The sequence below is a fragment of the Mesorhizobium sp. M0077 genome (genome assembly GCF_040322955.1).
GTDB lineage: Bacteria > Pseudomonadota > Alphaproteobacteria > Rhizobiales > Rhizobiaceae > Mesorhizobium.
Window position 1 is genome coordinate 193,599 of sequence record NZ_JAMYUL010000008.1, and the last position, 15,868, is coordinate 209,466.

The 15,868-nt window shown below is 61.8% G+C and carries 16 protein-coding genes; 7 read left to right on the forward strand and 9 right to left on the reverse strand.

The annotated features are described in order from the left end of the window. The first annotated feature begins 200 nt into the window (after positions 1–200). Positions 201–947, forward strand: a complete 747-nt coding sequence (locus NKJ57_RS17710; protein WP_023695200.1) for an IclR family transcriptional regulator — start codon at positions 201–203, stop codon at positions 945–947. 22 nt (positions 948–969) lie between these two features. After that, positions 970–1,200 carry a helix-turn-helix domain-containing protein gene (locus NKJ57_RS17715; protein ID WP_352511450.1) on the forward strand — a complete coding sequence of 77 codons (231 nt, stop codon included), beginning with the start codon at positions 970–972 and terminating at the stop codon, positions 1,198–1,200. An 86-nt stretch (positions 1,201–1,286) separates the two neighbouring features. Here NKJ57_RS17715 and NKJ57_RS17720 read toward each other — a convergent pair whose 3' ends face one another. Beyond that, complete coding sequence (locus NKJ57_RS17720; protein ID WP_023682721.1) at positions 1,287–2,012, reverse strand: SDR family oxidoreductase; 726 nt, start codon at positions 2,010–2,012, stop codon at positions 1,287–1,289. A gap of 147 nt (positions 2,013–2,159) precedes the next feature. Here NKJ57_RS17720 and NKJ57_RS17725 point away from each other — a divergent pair, with 147 nt between their 5' ends. After that, positions 2,160–3,056 carry an AraC family transcriptional regulator gene (locus tag NKJ57_RS17725; RefSeq protein ID WP_352511449.1) on the forward strand — a complete coding sequence of 299 codons (897 nt, stop codon included), beginning with the start codon at positions 2,160–2,162 and terminating at the stop codon, positions 3,054–3,056. Between the two features lie 70 nt (positions 3,057–3,126). On the opposite strand, the gene NKJ57_RS17730 is transcribed toward NKJ57_RS17725, so the two are convergent. Together NKJ57_RS17730 and NKJ57_RS17735 are read right to left on the reverse strand one after the other, a co-directional pair. Continuing rightward, positions 3,127–4,146, reverse strand: coding sequence for an NAD-dependent epimerase (locus tag NKJ57_RS17730; protein WP_023748004.1), 1,020 nt, complete (start codon positions 4,144–4,146; stop codon positions 3,127–3,129). 31 nt (positions 4,147–4,177) lie between these two features. Then, complete coding sequence (locus NKJ57_RS17735) at positions 4,178–5,458, reverse strand: nucleotide sugar dehydrogenase (RefSeq protein WP_023682723.1); 1,281 nt, start codon at positions 5,456–5,458, stop codon at positions 4,178–4,180. Between the two features lie 102 nt (positions 5,459–5,560). Here NKJ57_RS17735 and NKJ57_RS17740 point away from each other — a divergent pair, with 102 nt between their 5' ends. The 3 genes from NKJ57_RS17740 (at position 5,561) to NKJ57_RS17750 (ending at position 9,086) form a co-directional block, all read left to right on the forward strand. Then, the gene (locus tag NKJ57_RS17740; protein WP_023667816.1) at positions 5,561–5,743 is read left to right on the forward strand and encodes a hypothetical protein; all 183 of its coding nucleotides are present in this window, start codon (positions 5,561–5,563) and stop codon (positions 5,741–5,743) included. A gap of 179 nt (positions 5,744–5,922) precedes the next feature. After that, positions 5,923–6,900, forward strand: coding sequence for a UDP-glucuronic acid decarboxylase family protein (locus NKJ57_RS17745; RefSeq protein ID WP_023667815.1), 978 nt, complete (start codon positions 5,923–5,925; stop codon positions 6,898–6,900). Between the two features lie 224 nt (positions 6,901–7,124). Next, positions 7,125–9,086, forward strand: a complete 1,962-nt coding sequence (locus NKJ57_RS17750) for a 3-hydroxyacyl-CoA dehydrogenase NAD-binding domain-containing protein (protein ID WP_352511448.1) — start codon at positions 7,125–7,127, stop codon at positions 9,084–9,086. Positions 9,087–9,094: 8 nt separating this feature from the next. Here NKJ57_RS17750 and NKJ57_RS17755 read toward each other — a convergent pair whose 3' ends face one another. The 5 genes from NKJ57_RS17755 to NKJ57_RS17775 form a co-directional block, all read right to left on the reverse strand. Further along, positions 9,095–10,366: a cysteine desulfurase-like protein gene (locus tag NKJ57_RS17755; RefSeq protein ID WP_352500341.1), complete on the reverse strand. Its 1,272-nt coding sequence runs from the start codon at positions 10,364–10,366 to the stop codon at positions 9,095–9,097. Between the two features lie 45 nt (positions 10,367–10,411). Further along, positions 10,412–11,086 (reverse strand): amino acid ABC transporter permease, encoded by a 675-nt coding sequence (locus NKJ57_RS17760; RefSeq protein WP_023667812.1) that lies wholly within the window; start codon positions 11,084–11,086, stop codon positions 10,412–10,414. A 150-nt stretch (positions 11,087–11,236) separates the two neighbouring features. Then, positions 11,237–12,034 (reverse strand): ABC transporter substrate-binding protein, encoded by a 798-nt coding sequence (locus NKJ57_RS17765; protein WP_023682726.1) that lies wholly within the window; start codon positions 12,032–12,034, stop codon positions 11,237–11,239. A 76-nt stretch (positions 12,035–12,110) separates the two neighbouring features. After that, the gene (locus NKJ57_RS17770; protein WP_352500340.1) at positions 12,111–13,310 is read right to left on the reverse strand and encodes a pyridoxal phosphate-dependent aminotransferase; all 1,200 of its coding nucleotides are present in this window, start codon (positions 13,308–13,310) and stop codon (positions 12,111–12,113) included. A gap of 155 nt (positions 13,311–13,465) precedes the next feature. After that, the gene (locus tag NKJ57_RS17775) at positions 13,466–14,227 is read right to left on the reverse strand and encodes an HpcH/HpaI aldolase family protein (protein WP_023686922.1); all 762 of its coding nucleotides are present in this window, start codon (positions 14,225–14,227) and stop codon (positions 13,466–13,468) included. Positions 14,228–14,347: 120 nt separating this feature from the next. Here NKJ57_RS17775 and NKJ57_RS17780 point away from each other — a divergent pair, with 120 nt between their 5' ends. Beyond that, entirely contained in the window at positions 14,348–15,439 is a 1,092-nt protein-coding gene (locus NKJ57_RS17780; protein ID WP_352511589.1) for an LLM class flavin-dependent oxidoreductase, read from the forward strand. A gap of 23 nt (positions 15,440–15,462) precedes the next feature. Here the strand turns inward: NKJ57_RS17780 and NKJ57_RS17785 are convergent, their stop codons facing one another. Then, entirely contained in the window at positions 15,463–15,858 is a 396-nt protein-coding gene (locus NKJ57_RS17785) for a RidA family protein (protein ID WP_023667806.1), read from the reverse strand. Positions 15,859–15,868: the final 10 nt, after the last annotated feature.

A 15,868-nucleotide genomic window follows, 5' to 3' on the forward strand; every position in this document is an offset into this window, starting at 1 on the left:
ATCCACCTGTTGATAGGTGTTGCCGCGCAGCATCACCCCGCGCACGGCGCGGCGCATCGAGATGATGTCGCCGCGAAACTTGCTGGTGTTTTTTCGTCGCTTCCAAACGGTTCGTTATTTGAACCACCATTTTATGTGCTATGAGCGGACTGCAAGGTGGATTGGCTTTCGTCCCATGCGAAGTATCTTGAGGATGCACGATGAGCACAGTCGGCAAAGCGATATCGCTGTTGGAGCAGTTCACGCTCGGCGAACCGGAGATCGGCCTGTCCGAGCTCGCCCGCAAAACCGGCCTCGACAAGGCGACGGCGCGGCGCCTGCTGATGGCACTGGCGGACCACCGCTTGATCGAACAGGAGCCGGCAAGCCGCCGCTACCGGCTCGGCGCCGGCCTGTCGCGGCTGGCCCGCTTTCGCGACGCGCATTTTCCCTTCGTGCGCGTGGCAGCACCTGTGGTTCGCGAGCTGGCGCTGGAAACCGGCGAGACGGTGCATCTGTCGGAATTCAGCGCCGGCGCACTGCTGACCGTCCACGTCGAACTCTCGGCAAAGGCCAACCGGGTCAATGTCGATGTCGGCCAGGTGCTGCCCTTGCACGGCACCGCCTCCGGCATCGCCTTTCTCGCCGCTTCGCCTCGGGAAGCGGCCGAGGCCTATGTCGACAAGCCGTTACCGACCTTCACGCCACACACGGTGACGCAGCCCGACAGGCTGATGAAGGCGATCCGGCTTGCCGCCAAGCGCGGCTATTCCTCGAGCTCCCAAGGCTATGAAGAAGGCGTGCACAGCATAGCCGCGGCAATCCTCGGCTCCGATGGGCGTCCTCTCGGTGCGCTCGCGGTGGCCTCGCCTGTGTCACGCGCCGATGACAGCATGGCGGCCAGCCAGGGCGAAGCGGTGATCCAGGCGGCGCGGCTGATTTCAGCGCGCCTGGCCGGCGAAGCCTGACATCTCTACCGTCGCAGGGGAGATGATTAGCGGGTTAAGTTCCCAGCGGCGCACCGGCCTTGCCGCGAGACCGGAACGCTTCGTCTGGGACAGGCGGCTGGAGCGCAGCAAGGAAGAATTGTTGTCGCCCGCCCGCGGGTCGCCCACGATCTCGGAAATCGCCTTTGCCTGCGGGTTCAATTCGAGTGCGCATTTTTCGCGCGCGTTCGAGAGCCGGTACGATGTGGCCCGCGGGAGTTGCGCCAGAGGCTGAGGGCGGTGGTGCATTAAGGGGTGGGCCGTTTGCCGGATCTCGGAGAGCGCCGTAGCTCGCCGAAAGCCGGCATCCGGCAGCAAGTTCTACATATTGGCAGCGGTTGGCCGCACGATCACTTCGTTGACGTCGACGCCATCGGGTTGATCAAGCGCAAAACGGATCGCCCGTGCAATGGCGTCCGGTGTGAGCGACTTCTGCCGCCATTCTTTCAGAGCCGTGGCGACCTGAGGATCGCTGATATCGTCGCCCAGTTCGGTTGCGGTCACTCCGGGGGAGATGATCGTGGCGCGGATGTCGTCATGCTCCTGCCGCAGCCCCTCCGTGATTGCCCAGACGGCATATTTCGTGCCGCAATAGACCGCCGCGGTGGGCAGCACGATATGCGCACCGACCGAGGCGACATTGACGATATGCCCATTCTTCTGGGCGACGAAGCGCGGCAGCACCGCGGCGATCCCATTCAGCACGCCGCCGATGTTGACATTGATCATGCGAGACCACTCATCGCGCTTCAGCGCGGCAAGCGGCGACAGCGGCATGACGCCGGCATTGTTGACCAGCACATCGATCTGCCCGAATTCGGCATGAGCGGCATCGGCAAAGGCGTCGAAATTCGCCGCGTCAGTCACGTCGAGTTCGCGCCACGCGACGCCTTTGCCTATTTCTGCGGCCAGCGCCTTGAGCCGCTCGGTGCGGCGGGCCCCGATGAACAGTCTGGCGCCGGCACCGGCAAGTTCCCGAACCGTCGCTTCGCCGATGCCGCTGGAGGCGCCGGTGATGAGTACAACCTTGTCTTTAAGTCCCGTCATGATCGTTCCTTTTTCGCTGCGGTGACGGGGAGATAGATGGCGGCGAACCGGCAAAGGGCGGTAGCGTGATCGTCCAAAGAGTTTGCACGATCCTCCAAATGAACTCGAAATGCCTTGCAACATTTCGCGCCATGAAGATTATGCGGCATGGGGAAAATCAATGAACTCGCCGAGCTGATCACCCGCTTTGCGCCGAAATCTGGCATGGCCGGCACTGCGGTGCCGCGGCTGTCGCTCATTCGCGCCAACCAGCCCAGTGCACCCGTGCCTGCGGTCTACGAGGCGTCGCTTTGCATAATCGCCCAAGGATCGAAGCGCGTCTCGCTGGCCGACCAGAGCGTGGTCTATGACGCATCGAGCTACCTGCTCGTCTCGGTCGACCTGCCGCTGGTCGGGCATGTGTTGGAGGCGAGCCCGGCGGCGCCCTACCTCTGTTGCAAGATAGATTTTGATTCCACCGCGCTGGCCGAACTGCTTGTGAAAGAAGGACGTGCATCCCCCAGCAGGGATCTGCCGGTGTTAGCTGCCTATCCAAGTGACCCCGACCTGATTGATGCCGCCTGTCGGCTTGTCAGGCTGCTCGATCGCCCCGAGAGCATCACCGTGCTGGCGCCGCTGATCGAACGCGAAATCCTTTACCGGCTCCTCACCGGACCGCACGGTGACACGCTTCGCCAGATGGCGTCGGTGGACAGCCACCTGAACCAGGTCAGCCGCGCCATCGCCACGATCCGCAATCATTTCCAGGCACAACTGCGCATCGAAGAGATTGCGGCGGCATCAGGCATGAGCGCGTCGTCCCTTCATGCCCATTTCAAGGCGATTACGCGCATGACCCCGCTCGAATACCAGAAGCAGCTGCGCCTGCAGGAGGCGCGAAGGATTATGCTTGCCGGCGGCGTAAACGCAGGCACGGCCGGGTTCGCGGTGGGCTATGACAGCCCTTCGCAGTTCAGCCGAGAATATCGTCGCCTGTTCGGTGCGCCGCCCCGGAAAGATATTGACCGCCTTCAGGCGACACCCAGTTCGGCTGCGGCTTATTGAGTTTTCCGAGCGGCATGCGCCAGCCATGGCTGGTCAGAAGCCAGCCGCCTCCAGGTGGCGAAGCGTCCGATCATGCTCGGTAGAACTCCCGGTACCATTCGACAAAGCGCGGAACCCCTATTTCGATCGGGATTTTGGGCTTGAAGCCAGTCGCCTCCTCGAGCGAGCTGACATTGGCGAAAGTTGCCGGAACGTCGCCTGGCTGAAGTGGCATGAGGTTGCGGTTTGCCTTGCGTCCCAGCGCGTCTTCGAGCACCTCGATCAATCGGTTCAGTTGAACGGGCGAATTGCCGCCGATGTTGTGAATCCTGAACGGGGCGTTGCTGGTCGCTGGGTCTGGCGCGACACTTTTCCACTCAGGATTGGGTGTCGCGGGTTGCTGCATGACGCGGATAATACCTTCAACAATGTCGTCGATATAGGTGAAATCCCGCTGCATGTTGCCATAGTTGAAGACCTCGATCGGCTCGCCGGCGAGGATAGCCTTGGCGAAGATGAACAGCGCCATGTCCGGCCGCCCCCACGGACCATAGACGGTGAAAAAACGCAGCCCGGTGGTCGGCAGTCGAAACAGATGGCTGTATGTGTGCGCCATCAGCTCGTTCGCCTTCTTGCTTGCGGCGTAAAGGCTGAGCGGATGGTCCGCCGGATCGTGCACGGAAAACGGCATGCGGGTGCTGCCGCCATAAATCGAACTCGACGATGCATAGACCAGATGGCCGACGGAGGCCTGCCGGCATCCTTCCAGGATGTTGACAAAGCCGCTGAGGTTGCTTTCCACATAGGCGTGCGGATTGCTGATCGAATAGCGTACGCCGGCTTGCGCCGCGAGATTGACGACAACCTCCGGCGCGGCCGAGAGGAAGAGCTCCGAAATACGGTCCCGCTCCGTGAGATCGGCATGCTCGAAACAAAAATTCGAAAACGCTTTCAGCCGCTCGAGACGAGCCTGCTTCAGGCTGACGTCATAATACTCGTTCATGGAGTCGAGGCCGATAACCTGGCCTCCTTCGGCAAGCAGCCTCAGGCAAAGATGAAACCCTATGAACCCGGCTGCGCCGGTGATCAGTATCGGCCTGCTTGATGTCACTGCATATCCTAGCGTTAATTTCAGGCGAGCTTTACAAGCTCCAGTATTTTATGTTGTCGGGAACTTCATTGGGCTTGATGGCCGACTTGACATCGAACAGTGTCCCCCCCGGCCTGATCATTTGAAAAAGACGCGCTCTTTCGTTGGTGAGATATTGCCTGTGAGGCACCGCCAGAACAAGGGCCTGCAAATCGTTTATCTCATCGAGCGGCAGGATTGTTTCGCCGTGATCACGCCGAGCGGTTTCGACATCGGCAAGGGGATCATGGACTTTGGGGATAATTCCGAACTGCCTTAGTTCCTTGACCATGTCGAAAACGCGGCTGTTGCGCAAATCCGGCACGTCCTCCTTGAATGTCAGCCCGAGAATGCCGACAGAAGCCCCTTTGACGGGCGTGTCAGAACCAATCAGCCGCTTGACAACCTGCTGGGCGACGAAGGCCCCCATGCCGTCATTGATGCGACGTCCGGCGAGGATGATCTGCGGATGGTAACCTTCGGCCTCGGCCTTGGCGGTCAAATAATATGGATCGACGCTGATGCAGTGGCCGCCGACGAACCCCGGTTTGAAGGGAAGGAAGTTCCATTTCGTCGACGCAGCATCAAGAACATCCTGCGTCCGGATATCGAGCCGCTCGAAGATCATTGCCAGTTCGTTCATCAGCGCGATGTTCAGATCGCGCTGGGTGTTCTCGATAACCTTCGCTGCCTCGGCCACCTTGATCGACGGGGCGCGGTAGACGCCGGCATCGATGATACGGCCATAAACGTTCGCGACGCGCTCCAGCGTCTCGTTATTCTCGCCGGAGACGACTTTGACGATCTTTTGCAGCGAGTGTTCCCGATCGCCGGGGTTGGCGCGTTCGGGCGAATAGCCGAGGGCAAAGTCGCGGGGATGTCGCAGGCCGGAAACCTGCTCGATGATCGGCCCACAGAAATCTTCGGTCACACCTGGATAGACTGTCGACTCAAAAACGACGACGGCGCCTTTGCTCACCGCCTCGCCGACGAGTTCGGACGCCAGTTTCAAAGAAGCTAGATCGGGAGCGCGATTTGCGTCGATAGGGGTTGGCACGGCGACGATGAAGAAAGTAGCGCCTTTCAACATCTCCCGGTCGGTGGTCAGCCCTATCGAGGTCTCCTTGAGCGCCGTTGCGTCAACTTCCCCCGTACGATCGACGCCGCCACGCAATTCCCCGATCCGACGCTCGCTGATGTCAAAAGCTATGGTGCCGGGGAAAACCTTCCCAAAGGCAATGGCTACCGGCAGGCCGACATAACCCAGGCCGATAACTGCAATGCGTTCGGACATCCGTGGGGTTCCTCGAGCCACCTGTTGAGCCGACGTGCTTGTATGGCAGGCTGTTGGCCAATTCAACGATGCTCTATCGCGAAGAGGAATGTCTCACGAAAAATGGTCGTTGCCATTTTCATGTTGCCATCCGCCGATGCCATCGATGTTGTGGATAAAATCCAGCAGGACCGGGTTTCGAGCCACTCTCTGCTGCGGATTGGGGTGAACCGTCAGGTTCTGCCGGCCATCTACGCAGCGGCGGCCCTGACGACAGGGCTGATATTCTCTGCTGCCAATCCATAGGCCACTATCGGCCTCAATCGTGCCTTCTGATCAAACCAAATGCCGGGATCGGAATTCGCATCGGCACCGAGCGGATCTGCGAAATTTCAGTTTGGTCCTTGTGCATTGGCTGCGGACACGTCGTATCCTGCGTGTGGCGACCGATATCTGGTCGATCAGCATTTGCCTGGGAGCAGAAATTGGCCAGACTCTATGACAGCCGCAGACGCATTCTCGTTACCGGGGGCGCAGGGTTTATCGGCTCGCATCTTATTGACCGCCTGTTGGAACGAGGCGACGAAATCTTGTGTGTCGACAACCTTTTCACCGGATCAAAGCGCAATATCGACCATTTGGCCAAGCATCCCCGCTTCGAATTCATGCGCCATGACGTGACCTTTCCGCTCTACGTCGAAGTCGATGAGATTTACAACCTGGCGTGTCCGGCCTCGCCTGTTCACTACCAGTACGACCCGGTTCAGACGATCAAGACCGCCGTGCACGGCGCCATCAATGTTCTTGGATTGGCAAAGCGGCTGAAATGCAAAGTCTTTCAGGCCTCCACCAGTGAGGTCTATGGTGACGCGTCTGTGCATCCGCAGCCCGAGAGTTACTGGGGCAATGTAAACCCGATCGGGCCGCGCTCATGCTACGATGAAGGCAAACGCTGCGCCGAAACGCTGTTCTTCGACTATCACCGACAACATGGCTTGTGGGTCAAGGTCGCGCGGATTTTCAATACGTTCGGGCCGCGCATGCACCCGGCAGACGGCAGGGTTGTCTCAAATTTCATCGTGCAGGCGCTTCGTGGTGAACCGATAACCATTTTCGGCGACGGCTCACAGACAAGGTCGTTTTGCTACGTCGACGACCTGGTGAGCGGCATGCTGCGCCTCATGGATACGGGGCCGGAGGTGACCGGTCCAGTAAACATCGGCAATCCAAGGGAAGTAACGATCAGGCGCTTGGCCGAACTGACGACGCAGATGACCGGATCAGGTTCGGATATAATTTACCGCGATCTTCCGCAAGACGATCCGCGGCACCGCCAGCCCGATATCACCCTTGCCAAAAGGCTTGTCGGCTGGGAGCCGACGGTGACTTTAGAAGCCGGGCTGCAACAGACGATCGACTATTTCAAAGCCCTGCTGCCGAAGGTTTCCACAAACTCGCCTTGACCCGGCACCGCAGTGCAACCGTCAAGTCTGACCGATCACCGTCGTGGTAGCGACGCCTTTTGCAGTCGACTCCGGTAGGCTTGAAGTTTTTCGAATTCTAATTATTTTAAGCTTGAAATTATTTTGAAGATCCATGCCGCTTCATCCGTCCGAGCCGGGACACCGGCATTTGGCGGAGAGCAGAAGGAGGAGGAAGATTTGCCGTCGTTCCGGGATAAAACTCCATGAACACAGCACGATTTTCCGAGAGTGTCACAGGCAAGATCGTCGATGGCGTTCTCGTCGTCACGATCGAAAATCCGCCGGTCAACGCGCTGTCCTTCCATGTCAGGGCCGGACTGATGGCTGCGCTTGGGCGTGCGGCGTCGGATGAAGTGTCTGCCGTGGTGCTGACCGCCATTGGGCGCACCTTCATCGGTGGCGCCGATATCAAGGAATTCGGCAAGCCCGCTGTCTCGCCCACACTGCCTGACGTGATCGAAGCGATCGAGAGCTTCGCCAAACCGATCGTGGCGGCAGCAGGCGGCGCGGCGCTCGGCGGCGGCTGCGAGATTGCGCTGGCCTGCCACTACCGGGTGGCCAGCAAGGCGGCCAGCTTCGGCCTGCCCGAGGTCAAGCTCGGGTTAGTGCCTGGGGCCGGCGGAACCCAACGCCTGCCCCGCCTCATCGGCACGGTCGCCGCAATTGACCTGATCGGCACGGGTCGGCCCGCAAATGCCGACGAAGCGCTCGCTCTCGGTCTGATCGATACCATTGCCGACGATCTTCCCGAAGGCGCGCTCGACGTCGCCCGCCATCTCGTCGGCCAACCGCTGCGGCCCACGGGCGCGCTTTCCGTCCCGCGCTCGCAACCTGAGGCCGACGCGGCAGCCGCAAAGAAGGTACTTTCCCGCAGCCGAGGGCAGATGGCGCCTGCAGAAGCCGTGAGACTGGTCCAGGCCGCGTCCACGGCCAAACTTGAGGACGGTCTTGCGGACGAACGCGCGACCTTCCTGCGCCTCCGGGATTCTCGCGAAGCGGCAGCGTTGCGCCACGTCTTCTTTGCCGAGAGGCAAGCCAGCAAAGTCGACAGGCTGGAGGGTGTCACGCCTCGCAAGGTCGAGACCGTCGGTATCGTCGGAACCGGCCTGATGGGTGCAGGCATCGCGGTCTCGGCCTTGAATGCCGGCTATCGCGTAATCGGCATCGAGCAGAACGACGACGCCGCGGCAAAAGGATACGAGCGTATCGCCGGGCTTCTCGACAAGTCGGTCCAATCCGGCCGTCTCACCGATCATGCGCGCAGGGAGGCGCTGAGCCGGTTTGAAGCGGCCAGCGACGCCGGCAGGCTGGTGCAGGCCGATCTGGTCATCGAGGCAGTGTTCGACGATCTCGCGGTAAAAACCGAACTCTTCCGGAAGCTCGAACGTATCGTCCGCCCCGACGCCATCCTTGCGACCAACACCAGCTACCTCAACCCCGACGAGATCGCCTCGGCAACCGCCCGGCCCGAACGGATCGTCGGCCTGCATTTTTTCTCCCCGGCCAACGTCATGCGGCTCACCGAAGTGGTGGATTGCGCGGCGACGGCGCCCGATGTGCTCGCCTCGGCGATCGCCTTCGTCAGGAAGCTCGGCAAGCTGCCTGTCGTGTGCGGCGTTACCGAGGGTTTCATCGGCAACCGCATCTATTCCGCCTACCGCCGCGAGGCGGAGTTCATGGTGGAGGATGGCGCAGCACCCGATGAGGTGGATGCCGCGCTGGAGGCCTGGGGCTTCCCGATGGGGATCTTCGCGGTCAACGATATGGCTGGGCTGGAGATAGCCTGGGCGCGGCGCAAGCGACAGGCGGCGATGCGCGATCCGCAAGCACGTTATGTCGAAATCGCCGACCGGCTGTGCGAGGCCGGCCGCTTCGGCCGCAAGACCGGGCGCGGCTGGTACGATTATTCGGACGGCGAACGCAGGAGCGACCCGCAAGTAACGGCGCTGATCGAGGCCGTGCGAGCGGCCAACGGCATCGTGCCGCGCCGCTTTTCGTCCGATGAGATCGTCACGCGCTTACTGGCGGCAATGGCCGAAGAGGGCAAGGCACTGCTGGCCGAAGGCATCGCGGCGCGTGCCTCCGACATCGATCTGGTGATGATCAACGGCTATGGCTTCCCGGCCCACAAGGGCGGGCCGATGTTCCACGCCGGAGACATCTGACGATCGAGCTAAGACAGCTTGGCGATGACGGCGCGCAGGGCTTCGCCGAAACGCCTGACCTCGTCGACCGTGTTGTAATGAACCAGCGAGGCGCGGATGGCGCCGCTGTCCATCGACAGGTTGAGACGCTTCATCAGCCGGGGCGCATACATATGGCCGTCGCGGATGCCGATCTGCATGTCAGCCATTTCCTCGACGATCCGCTGCGGCGACAGCTTGCCGATGTTGAAGCAGAATGTCGGCACGCGTTCGTTGATGCGGGCTTCCTCGGCGACGCCGTAGATCGTGGCATTGCATCCCTTGAGCACGGCGAGCATCTCGCGCGCCAGGAGCACTTCGTAATCGCGGATGGCGCCCATGCCGGCAACGACGTTGTCGCGCCGCGAGCGGTTGTTGGAGGGCGCCAGATTGCGGCCGATCAGTTCCAGGTACTGCACTGCGGCATCCATGCCTGAGACGTTCTCGTAGATGAAGGTGCCTGCCTCGACCTTGTAAGGCGGCTCGTCGGGGATGAAATCCTCGCGGAAGGTCGGCAGCCGCTTCAGCGTTTCGAAGCGGCCCCACAGAAAGCCCATATGCGGCGAGAAATTCTTGTAGCCGGAGCAGACGAGATAATCACAGTCCCAGGCCTGCACGTCGATCAGCCCGTGCGGTCCGTAATGCACGCAGTCAAGGAACACTTCGGCGCCGGCCGCATGCGCGATCGCGGCCACCGAAGCGACGTCGACGATCGAGCCGATCGAATGCGCGGTCACCGTGCAGGCGACGAGACGGGTGCGATCGGAAACCAGCGGCTTGAGGTCGTCGACATGCAGGTTGCCGTCCTCGCGCATGCGCCACCATTTGAACTTGGCTCCGGCGGGCTCCAGCGCCAGCCACGTGGCGATGTTGGCGTCGTGGTCCATATCGGTGATGACGATCTCGTCGCGCTCTGTGTCCTTGGCCAGCATCTGGCCGATGCCGAGGCTGACCAGGCGAATGAACGAGGTGGCGTTCATGCCGAAGCAGATTTCCGACGGACTGTAGGCGTTGATCAGCAAGGCCACGCTCGTCCGAGCATCCGCAACCGATTGGTCGACCGTGACCGAGCGCCCATAGCGACCACCACGCTGCACATTGTGCGAGACCAGGTGATTGGTCACCGCGTCGAGCACGCTCTGCGGGATCTGCGCGCCGGCGGCGTTGTCCATGAAGATGAAATCACCGGCGCGCTGCAAGGCCGGAAACATGGCGCGGATGGGGTCGACCGGAAAGCCGCCGGCGGCTTGGGAATTGCTCAACTGTATCTCCTGCGAATGGCTTGGGAAGCGGGACGGTTGATGAGGTCAGCGCGTCTTCTCGGTCTTGAAGCGGTCTTCGAGCAGGCTGACGAGGCGGACCATCGGCCAGAGGAAGATGAGATAGACCAAAGCGGCGCCGATCAGCGGCGAGGGATTGGCATAGAGCGACTGCGCGTTGGTCGCTTCCTTCAACAGTTCAGGCAGCGCAACGGTGGAAGCGAGCGACGTGTCCTTGAACATCGAGACGCAATTGCTGGTCATCGGCGGGATGACGACGCGGATCGCCTGCGGCAGCACCACCTTGCGCAAGGTCAAAAGGAAAGGCAGGCCGAGCGCCTGTGCTGCCTCGAATTGGCCTTTCGGAATGCTCTCAATGCCGGAGCGGAACACTTCTGCTGAATAGGCCGACATGATGATGGCGAACGCCGTCACGGCGGAGGCCCAGGACGACAGACGGATGCCGAGGAAGGGCAGCGCATAATAGATCAGGATCAGCACCACCAGCACCGGCAGGGCGCGGAAGATGTCGGTGTAGCCGACCGCCAGCCAGCGCAGCGGCTTCGGCGCATAGAGCCGCAACAGGCTGATCCCCAGGCCGATGGGAATGCCGATGCCGATACTCAAAATGCCGAGCAGCAGCGTGTTCAGGAAGCCACGCAACAGCGCCGGCAGGCTGGACATTATCACGTCAGGATTGAAGAAGGTGTCGATCAGCGACATGGGAGCGTTCCCGAACCCCAGAGCAAAGGATGCTCAAGTTAAAACCAATCGACCTTGCCTCCGATGAGGCTATCCGTGCGGCAGCAGGCGCCGGAGCGTGAAATGAATCGTGCCGGCCTGGGAGCCGGCACGATTTAAGTGCATTGCCGGTCAGGCCTTGGGCAGCGGCATTTCCTTGACCGTCGAGGAATCGGCTGGCGCGTCGCTGCCGAACCACTTCTTGTGGATCGCGGCCAGCGTTCCGTCCTTCTTCATCGCGGTCAGCGCGTCGTTCAGCTTGCCGAGCAGCGGATGGTCCTTGCTCATCATCAGGCCGTACTGTTCGCCGGTCTTGATGCGCTGCTTGACCTTGAGGTCCTTCATCTTGGTGAAGGAGTATTCCATGCCCGGAATATCGCTGACGGCGGCGTCCACGCGGCCCGCGCTGAGGTCGAGCAGCAGATTCTGCTGCGTGTCATAGCCCTTCACGTCGCTGTAGCCGTCAGCCTCCTGATGCGCCTTGACCCAGGTCTCGCCGGTCGAGCCTGAAAGCACGCCGACGATCTTGCCCTTGAGGTCGGCCTCGGTGTTAACAGCGCTATCGGTCTTCGTCGCAATGCCCATGTCGGAGTCATAATAGGGCTGGGTGAAGGACAGCGTTTTCAGTCGCTCCGGCGTGATGGTGATCGAGGAGATCGCGACATCGATGCGATTGGAACTGACAGCCGCGAACAGCGCCTGGAAGCCGAGGTCGGCAATGTCGGTGGTCATGCCGGCACGCTTGGCCGCTTCGTTGACGATGTCGACTTCAAAGCCCTCGAACGTGCCGCTCTCGTTCTTGTATTCGAAGGGCGGATTGGTCGGGTAGGCGCCGACATTGAGCACATCGGCGGCAAAGGCGGTGGCCGGGCCGGCAGCGATGCCGATCGTGGCGGCGAGAAGAAGCAGGTTGCGACGAGTGAAGCTCATTTTGTGTTCCCTCTGGTTGTGATCGGGCGGGTTTGCTCCCGCACGGTTTGTTGCCGTCCCACCTCCCAGCGGGGCGTCAATTCATGGCGGCGACCATGCGCTCGAGCGCGGTCGCTATCTGGTCGCGTTCACGGCACACGCACATCCGCAGGAAGGCCGCTGCCGAATTTCCAAAGAGGTGGCCGGGAGCCAGCCCGACGCGCGCCGTCTCCAGTATCCTGGCGCAGGCCTGCCGGGCGTCGCTTTCGCCGTCCATGGCAAAGAAGGCATACATGCCTCCGCGCGGTTTCGTCGGCAGGATGATGCCGGGAATCTGGGCCAGCCTGTCATAGGCAAGGTCGAGGCCGGTTTTGATCCGCTGCCTGATCTCCTCGACCAGCGGCTCGCCTTGGCGGATGGCGGCGACAGCGCCTGCCTGGATAGGCGCGGCGGTGCCGCTGTTGATGTACTGCGTCATGGCGCCAAGCTGGTCGGCCACCCCCGACGGATGCGTCAGCCAGCCGATGCGCCAGCCGGTCATCGCCCACGCCTTCGAAAAACTGTTGACCGACAGCACCCGGTCGCCATCCTCGGCGATCTGCAGGATGGAAGGAGCAACATTGCCGTCGAAATAGAGCCGGCCATAGACCTCGTCGGAGATGATCCAGATGCCGGTGCGCCGGCTGAAGTCGAGCAGCGCCTGCATCTCCTCGCGCGACGCGGTCCAGCCGGTCGGGTTGGACGGCGTCGACAGGAAGATCGCGCGTGTGCGCGCATCGCAAGTGGCGAACAGCCGGTCGAGATCGAGATGCCAGTCGCCCTTGAAGTCGAGCGAAAACGGCCTTGGCTCGCCGCCCATCAGATGGATGGCGTTGTGGATGTTGGGCCATTGCGGCGCGACATAGACGACGTTGCTGCCGGTATCGACCAGCAGTTCCAGCGCCAGGTACAGCGCCTGCATGCCGCCGGGCGTGACCGTGGTGCGCGCAATCGGGATCGTCCGGCCGTGAATGCGCGTTTGGTATTCCGACAGCGCCTCGTTCAGTAGGGGGTGCCCACGCATGTTAGGGACGTAGAACGTCTGGCCTTCATCGAAGGCGGCCTTCGCCGCGTCGCGGATGAAAGCGGGCGTCACCATGTCGCCTTCGCCGTACCAGAGCGCGATCACGTCGCCCAGTTCTCGGGCGCGCACGGCAAGGTTGGCAATGTTTTCGGTGTGCAGGTCACGGATCTGGGCACGTACGCCGTCGAAAGCATAACGCGCGCTGGACGATGACTGGGGCAGTATGAACGACAAGGACTGAAACCCCTCCCACCCGGAGCACCGCGACGGACTGCCCGGCAAGCCCCACCGGCACGACAGTCGCCATCGAGTTTGGATGCTATCCAATGTGCTGCGCTTTTCAAGGAAAAAGTTTTAAGCTTAAAAAGTTTTTGCCCGATCCCGCCCGTCTACCGCAGCTCGGCGCGCGCAGCGGTGCAGTTGGCCGCAGCGCCGGCGCCAAGAAACATCGTATCGCTGGCCAGCACGAAGAAGCTCGCGCCGATAGCGGCCCACTGGCTGATCGTCTGTGGGCTGGCGCAAAATATACCCGATGTCCTGCCATGCGCGACGGTCGCGCGGATGATCCTTGTGATCGCCTCATTGAGCTTGTCCACGCCTTTCGGCCCGATCGCATCGATCGACACGGAGAGATCGCCGGGGCCGACGAAGACCACATCGATGCCGTCTATGGCCGCGATCGCCTCGATGTTGGCCAGCCCCTCCGATGTCTCGACCTGGACCGCGACGACCACCCTATCATTGGCCGCGGCCAGATATTCGGGAATGCGATAGCCATAGCCGGCCGCGCGGCCAGGCCCGACGCCGCGCTCGCCCAGCGGCGGATAGCGCGAGGCTTTCACCGCCGCCTCGGCCTGAGCAGCGGTCGAGACGCGCGGCACGAGCACGCCTTGTGCGCCGCTGTCGAGCGCCGCCTGGATAGCTTCCGGCGCATGACCGGGAACACGCACCATGGCCGGCACGCGATGCACGTCGGCCGCGCGCACCATGGTTTCGATCGTGTCGCGCGCGATCTGGGCATGTTCCCAGTCGATGCAGACGAAGTCGAGGCCGGTGAGCGCCATCACTTCGACGGCGACGGGATGGGGAATAGCGGCGAAGGAGCCGACGAGATTGGTCTTGCCGATGCACTTCTGACGGAACGCGCTCATATCCATCCCCTTTTCCCCTCCAAATTCATATCCGCAATCGGCGGCGAGGCGAAGCTATTTCAGGCTTGAAATATTTTTGCGCGGGCCTAGCGTGTCGGTCTCCCGCCACGAGTTCCCATGATGATCAAAACGCATCCCCTGCACGGCTCGAACAAACTGAAGCTCGGCGTCTTTTCGACCAATGCCGATGGCGGTCTGGCCATCACCGATGTGCCGGAACGCTGGACGGCAAGCTGGCAGGACAATTTGACGGCGGCGCAGATCGCCGACCGCGCCGGGCTGGAATTTATGCTTCCGATCGCGCGCTGGCGTGGCTTTGGCGGCCGCAACAAGGTGCGCGAATGGTCGTTCGAGACCTTCACCTGGGCAGCAGCTCTGGCGGTGGCCACCGAGCAGATCGGCCTGTTCATGACCGTGCATGTGCCGCTGGTGCATCCGCTCTATGCCGCCAAGGCGCTGGCAACTGTCGACCATATCAGCCAGGGCCGCGCCGGCTTGAACATCGTCTGCGGCTGGAACCCGAAGGAATTCGGCATGTTCGGCACGCCTTTGGTCGAGAAGGGCTACGACCAGGCCGCCGAATGGATCGAAATCCTGGAAAAGCTCTACGCCTCGGACCAGCCTCTGGACTATGAAGGCACCTACTATCGCCTCAAGGAGGCGGTGAGCCGGCCGGCGAGCCTGCAGGTTCCACGCCCGGTGACCATGAACGCTGCTTTCGGTGGCCCGGGCCGGGATTTCGCCGCCGCCCGATGCGATTATCTGTTCACGACCTTTTCGGAAATGAGCGATGCCGGCAAGCATGTCGCCGACATCAGCGAGCGGGCCGACAAGGTTGGCCGCAACGTCGGCGTCTACACGGTGGCGCATGTCGTCTGCCGTCCAACCATGGAAGTGGCGCAGGCCTACTACACGCGCTATGCCGTCGATCTGGCCGACCACGATGCGGTCGATGCCCATATGGCCGGCAAGAAGGAGTTCTCGCAGTCGCATGACCCGCATGCCTATGACCGCTACCGGCAGCGTTTCGCCGGCGGCGCCGGCACCTACCCGCTGGTTGGAACGCCGGAGACGATCGCCGCCGAGATGGCTGCCATTGCCGGGCATGGCTACCAGGGCATCGCGCTGTCGTTCGTCAACTACACCCAGGATTTGCCCTATTTCTGCGACCATGTGTTGCCGCTGCTGAAGCGGGCGGGGCTGCGCTGCTGATCAGTCAGGGAATAACGAATTCGTTAATCCGGAATAACGGCGGTGGCCTGAATCTCGATTTTGGCGCGATCTTCCACCAGCGCCACCACCTGCATGGCGGCCATCGCCGGAAAATGCCGGCCGATCACCTCGCGATAGGCTTCGCCGATGCCCTTGAGGTTGCCGAGATATTCGGCTTTGTCGGTGAAATACCAAGTCATCGCGGTGATGTGGCGTGGCTCCGCGCCGGCTTCCGCCAGCACGGCGACGATGTTTTGCAGCGTCTGCCGCACCTGGCCGGCGAAATCGTCGGTCTCGAACTGGCACTGTCCGTTCCAGCCGACCTGTCCGCCGACGAAGACGAGCCTGCCGCGCGCAGCAATTCCGTTGGCGTAGCCGACCGGTTTCGCCCAGCCCTCCGGCTGCAGGATCTCGTGCATTTTCAAGCCT

What these genes read in the sequence shown, in the direction of transcription:
- NKJ57_RS17785 (WP_023667806.1), bottom strand. Translation starts at nt 15,858, where the DNA reads ATGCACGAGATCCTGCAGCCGGAGGGCTGGGCGAAACCGGTCGGCTAC.
- NKJ57_RS17725 (WP_352511449.1), top strand. Translation starts at nt 2,160, where the DNA reads ATGGGGAAAATCAATGAACTCGCCGAGCTGATCACCCGCTTTGCGCCG.
- NKJ57_RS17740 (WP_023667816.1), top strand. Translation starts at nt 5,561, where the DNA reads ATGGTCGTTGCCATTTTCATGTTGCCATCCGCCGATGCCATCGATGTT.
- NKJ57_RS17720 (WP_023682721.1), bottom strand. Translation starts at nt 2,012, where the DNA reads ATGACGGGACTTAAAGACAAGGTTGTACTCATCACCGGCGCCTCCAGC.
- NKJ57_RS17765 (WP_023682726.1), bottom strand. Translation starts at nt 12,034, where the DNA reads ATGAGCTTCACTCGTCGCAACCTGCTTCTTCTCGCCGCCACGATCGGC.
- NKJ57_RS17715 (WP_352511450.1), top strand. Translation starts at nt 970, where the DNA reads ATGATTAGCGGGTTAAGTTCCCAGCGGCGCACCGGCCTTGCCGCGAGA.
- NKJ57_RS17760 (WP_023667812.1), bottom strand. Translation starts at nt 11,086, where the DNA reads ATGTCGCTGATCGACACCTTCTTCAATCCTGACGTGATAATGTCCAGC.
- NKJ57_RS17710 (WP_023695200.1), top strand. Translation starts at nt 201, where the DNA reads ATGAGCACAGTCGGCAAAGCGATATCGCTGTTGGAGCAGTTCACGCTC.
- NKJ57_RS17775 (WP_023686922.1), bottom strand. Translation starts at nt 14,227, where the DNA reads ATGAGCGCGTTCCGTCAGAAGTGCATCGGCAAGACCAATCTCGTCGGC.
- NKJ57_RS17735 (WP_023682723.1), bottom strand. Translation starts at nt 5,458, where the DNA reads ATGTCCGAACGCATTGCAGTTATCGGCCTGGGTTATGTCGGCCTGCCG.
- NKJ57_RS17750 (WP_352511448.1), top strand. Translation starts at nt 7,125, where the DNA reads ATGAACACAGCACGATTTTCCGAGAGTGTCACAGGCAAGATCGTCGAT.
- NKJ57_RS17780 (WP_352511589.1), top strand. Translation starts at nt 14,348, where the DNA reads ATGATCAAAACGCATCCCCTGCACGGCTCGAACAAACTGAAGCTCGGC.